Genomic DNA, 4,071 nt, shown 5'->3' with positions numbered 1-4,071 from the left:
GCCAGCGGCAGCGCGGCGATGGCCACTTGGTCGGCCGCATGCAGCCCGGCGGCGGCGCCCAGCAAAGGCGGGAAGGGGGAGGAAGGCATGGGCGCGGTCTCCGATGAACTGGGTTCCGCCTCATGCCGGGCCGGCGCCCGGGTCAGCGCTCCGCTTCTTGCGGCCATTGCCGAAAAACCCGGCTCCCCCCAAATCCGAATTCGCGCGCAAGCGGCGGAGCGCGGCGGTGCTGCCTCGGCCGCAGAGTGGCTGGCATCGAGCGCTGGCATCTCGCCGCGCCGCTGCACAGGATGGGGATCATGGCCCTGGACGCGACCACCACCACCCGTTTCCTGACCGAGGCCGAGCGCTGGCAGGCGGTGCAGGACCGCGACCGCGCCGCCGATGGCCGCTTCGTCTATGCGGTGCTGACCACCGGCGTCTATTGCCGGCCCAGCTGCCCGTCCCGCCCCAAGCGCGCGGAAAACGTCTCTTTCCATGCCACCCCGGCCGCCGCGGAGCAGGCGGGGTACCGCCCCTGCAAGCGCTGCCGCCCGAGCGGCCCGGCGCCGGAGGCGGCTGAGGCCGCGGCCATCGCCCAGGCCTGCCGGATCATCGAGGAGGCGGACGAGATCCCGCCGTTGGAAAGCCTCGCCGCCGCGGTTGGGCTCAGCCGCTTCCATTTCCACCGCCGCTTCAAGGCGCTCACGGGCGTGACGCCGCGCGACTATGCCGCGGCCCATCGCGCCGCCCGGCTGCGCGACGGGCTGGACACCGGGCAGACGGTGACGGCGGCCTATCACCAGGCCGGCTTCGGCTCCAACGGCCGCTTCTATGCCGAGGCCGAGGGGTTGCTGGGCATGCGTCCCGGCGAATGGAAGGATGGCGGCCGCGACGCCGCGATCCGCTTCGCGCTGGGGGAGTGCTCGCTGGGCGCCATCCTGGTGGCGGCGACCGAGCGCGGCATCTGCGCCATCCAGTTCGGCGACACGCCGGAGCCGCTGCTGGAGGCGCTGCAAGCCCGCTTCCCGAAGGCCCGGCTGATCGGCGGCGATGCGGATTTCGAGGCGCTGGTCGCCCGCGTTGTCGCGCTCGTCGAGCAGCCGGCCGGGCCGGGCGCCGAAAGTCTTCCCCTGGATATCCGCGGCACCGCTTTCCAGCAGCGCGTCTGGAAGGCGCTGAGAGAAATCCCGGTGGGGAAGACGGAAAGCTATGCCGAGGTCGCCGCGCGGCTGGGCCAGCCCACCGCCGTGCGCGCCGTCGCCCGCGCCTGCGCCAGCAACGAGATCGCGCTGGCCATCCCCTGCCACCGCGTGGTGCGCACCGGGGGCGCGCTGGCCGGCTATCGCTGGGGCATCGCGCGGAAACAGGCGCTGCTCGAGCGCGAGGTTGCGCGGTGAGGGGCGTGCTGGACGCGCTCGACTGGGAGGCCATCGGCGAGCGGCTGGACAACGAAGGCCATGCCACCACCGGCCCGCTGCTGACGCCGGCGCAGTGCGCGGAACTGGCGGCCCTCTATGCCGATGCGCCGGAGGGCCGCTTCCGCAGCCGCATCGTCATGGCCCGGCACGGCTTCGGCAAAGGCGAGTACCAGTATTTCGCCAATCCTTTGCCGCCGCTGGTGCAGGACTTGCGCGAGGGGCTCTACGAAAAGCTGGCGCCGGTGGCGAACCGCTGGCAGGTGGCGCTGGGGCAGGAGACGCGCTTCCCGCCGGCGCATCGCGACTTCCTGGCGCGCTGCCATGCGGCGGGCCAGGTGCGGCCGACGCCGCTGCTGCTGCGCTACGGCGCCGGGGACTACAACTGTCTCCACCAGGATCTTTATGGAGAAAATGTCTTCCCGCTGCAGGTGGCCTTCCTGCTCTCCACCCCCGGCGACGACTTCACCGGCGGCGAATTCGTCCTCACCGAGCAGCGGCCGCGCATGCAGTCGCGCGCCATGGTTGTCCCCCTGGTCCAGGGCGAGGCGGTGATCTTCGCCGTCCACCACCGCCCGGCCCGCGGCACGCGGGGGATGTATCGGGTGACCCTGCGGCACGGCGTCTCGGCGCTGCGGCCTGGGCGGCGGAAGGCCGAGCGCTACACCCTCGGCGTCATCATGCACGACGCGGCGTGACGAGGGTTTTCTTCCCGCCCGCGCCAGCCTAGATCAACCCCGCCCGCATGCGGGCAGCGTTCTCAGGGCGGGGCGGAACTCCCCACCGGCGGTGACAGGGCGAAAGCCCTGAAGCCCGCGAGCGCCCGGGGGTCCGACAGGGCTTCCGGGGTCAGCAGATCCGGTGCGATTCCGGGGCCGACGGTCACAGTCCGGATGGAAGAGAGCGCGGGTGTCCTCGGGGGAGGCGTGGCCTGGCCATGCGCGCCCGGTGGCCTCGTGCGCCCTGATTCTGGTGACCTTCGACGAGAGACCAAGAATCAGATGACCCAGCTTTTTTCGACCGACCGCTACGCGTTCCTCCAGGCCGGCTGGCATGCCGACATCGTCGGCCGCGGCCGCGAGGGTTTCCTGGCGGAAATGGCGCGCCAGGGCGTGCCTGCCGAGGCGGTGGAGATCTTCGATGTCCCCGGCGCCTATGAAATTCCGCTGCTGGCGCAAAGCCTGGCGCGCAGCGGCCGCTTCGGGGCGATCGTCGCCTGCGCCCTGGTGGTGGATGGCGGCATCTACCGGCATGACTTCGTCGCCCGCGCGGTGATCGACGGCATGATGCGGGTGCAGCTGGACACCGGGGTGCCGGTGCTCTCGGCGGTGCTGACGCCGCACCACTTCCACGAGCATGCCGAGCACCAGCGCTTCTTCGCCGAGCATTTTCTTCTGAAGGGCGCCGAGGTGGCGCGCGCGGCGCTGGCGGCCGTGGCTCTGCAACGGCAGGCGGTGCTGCAGCCGGCCGAGTAACCCTTCCTTCATCCCCCGGGCGGCAGACTGCCGCCCGGCCCATGACGGGCCGCGCCGTGTCGCGGCGGGAACCAGAAGGGGAAGGGCCAGCGCGGATGGCGGTGATCTCGGCAATCCTGACGCAGCGCCTGGCCACCGGCACCGCCGGCCCCGACCGGCTGGACGGCACCACCGATGACGACATCCTCGACGGCGCCGGCGGCAACGATCTTCTCTACGGCTTCGGTGGCGTCGACACGCTGACGGGCGGCGACGGCGACGACTACCTCGACGGTGGCACCGGCGCCGACCTGATGCAGGGGGGCTTGGGCAACGACATCTTCATCGTCGACACCATCGGCGACCGGGTGCGCGAGGCCTCGGGCCAGGGCATCGACACGGTGCGCGCCAGCGTCAGCTTCAACCTCTCCGGCCAGTTCATCGAGAATCTGGAGCTGACGGGCCTCGCCGCCATCGACGGCACCGGCAATTCCCTGAACAACCGCCTGACCGGCAACCGCATGGCCAATACCCTGTATGGCCTGGGCGGCAACGACATCATCGATGGCGGGGCCGGGGCGGACCGCATGGTTGGCGGGCCGGGGGATGACACCTTCTATGTCGACGACCCAGGCGACCGCGTCATCGAGCTCAGCGGCGAGGGCAGCGACACCGTCATCGCCAGCATCGACTTCAACCTGGCCGGACAGTTCATCGAGAAGCTGACCCTCGCCGGCACCGCCCTGACCGGCATCGGCAACAGCCTGTCCAACACCCTGACCGGCAATGCCCTGGGCAACACGCTGGAGGGGCTCGGCAGCAACGACCGCCTGCTCGGCATGGGCGGCGACGACCTGCTGATGGGCGGCCCGGGCGACGACATCTTGGAGGGGGGCGACGGCGACGACCGGCTCGATGGCGGCCCCGGCGCCGACCGCATGATCGGCGGCCCAGGCAATGACAGCTTCTTCGTCGACGACCCCGGCGACCAGGTGATCGAGACCAACCCCGAGGGCATCGACACCATCTACAGCATTCTCGACGTCTCGCTGGCCGGCGGCTTCGTCAACGACCTGGTGCTGATGGGCTTCGCCAACCTGCGCGGAATCGGCAACAGCACCGCCAACCGCCTGCTGGGCAATGCCGGCGACAACCGGCTGGAGGGCGGCGCCGGCCACGACACCCTCGATGGCGGCGATGGCAACGACTACCTGGATGCT

Annotated in this window: 4 protein-coding genes and 1 riboswitch; all 4 genes read left to right on the top strand. The window is 71.0% G+C overall.

The window, feature by feature from the left end:
* Window positions 1-299: 299 nt before the first annotated feature.
* Window positions 300-1,379 carry a bifunctional DNA-binding transcriptional regulator/O6-methylguanine-DNA methyltransferase Ada gene (gene ada / locus BKE38_RS29480; RefSeq protein WP_076960647.1) on the top strand — a complete coding sequence of 360 codons (1,080 nt, stop codon included), beginning with the start codon at window positions 300-302 and terminating at the stop codon, window positions 1,377-1,379.
* Window positions 1,376-2,095, top strand: a complete 720-nt coding sequence (locus BKE38_RS29475; protein ID WP_076960646.1) for a 2OG-Fe(II) oxygenase — start codon at window positions 1,376-1,378, stop codon at window positions 2,093-2,095. The genes ada and BKE38_RS29475 overlap by 4 nt, the downstream gene beginning before the upstream one ends.
* Before the next feature lie 54 nt (window positions 2,096-2,149).
* A riboswitch (FMN riboswitch) is annotated at window positions 2,150-2,306 on the top strand.
* Between the two features lie 92 nt (window positions 2,307-2,398).
* On the top strand, window positions 2,399-2,872 hold the full coding sequence (locus tag BKE38_RS29470; RefSeq protein WP_076960645.1) for a 6,7-dimethyl-8-ribityllumazine synthase: 474 nt from the start codon (window positions 2,399-2,401) through the stop codon (window positions 2,870-2,872).
* Window positions 2,873-2,967: 95 nt separating this feature from the next.
* A partial coding sequence (locus tag BKE38_RS33740) for a calcium-binding protein (RefSeq protein WP_165694326.1) occupies window positions 2,968-4,071 on the top strand: 1,104 nt, incomplete at its 3' end.

This window comes from Teichococcus deserti, from assembly GCF_001982615.1.
GTDB lineage: Bacteria > Pseudomonadota > Alphaproteobacteria > Acetobacterales > Acetobacteraceae > Pseudoroseomonas > Pseudoroseomonas deserti.
Note: the sequence above shows the minus strand (reverse complement) of the source record. Positions and strands in the feature narration are given on the sequence as shown.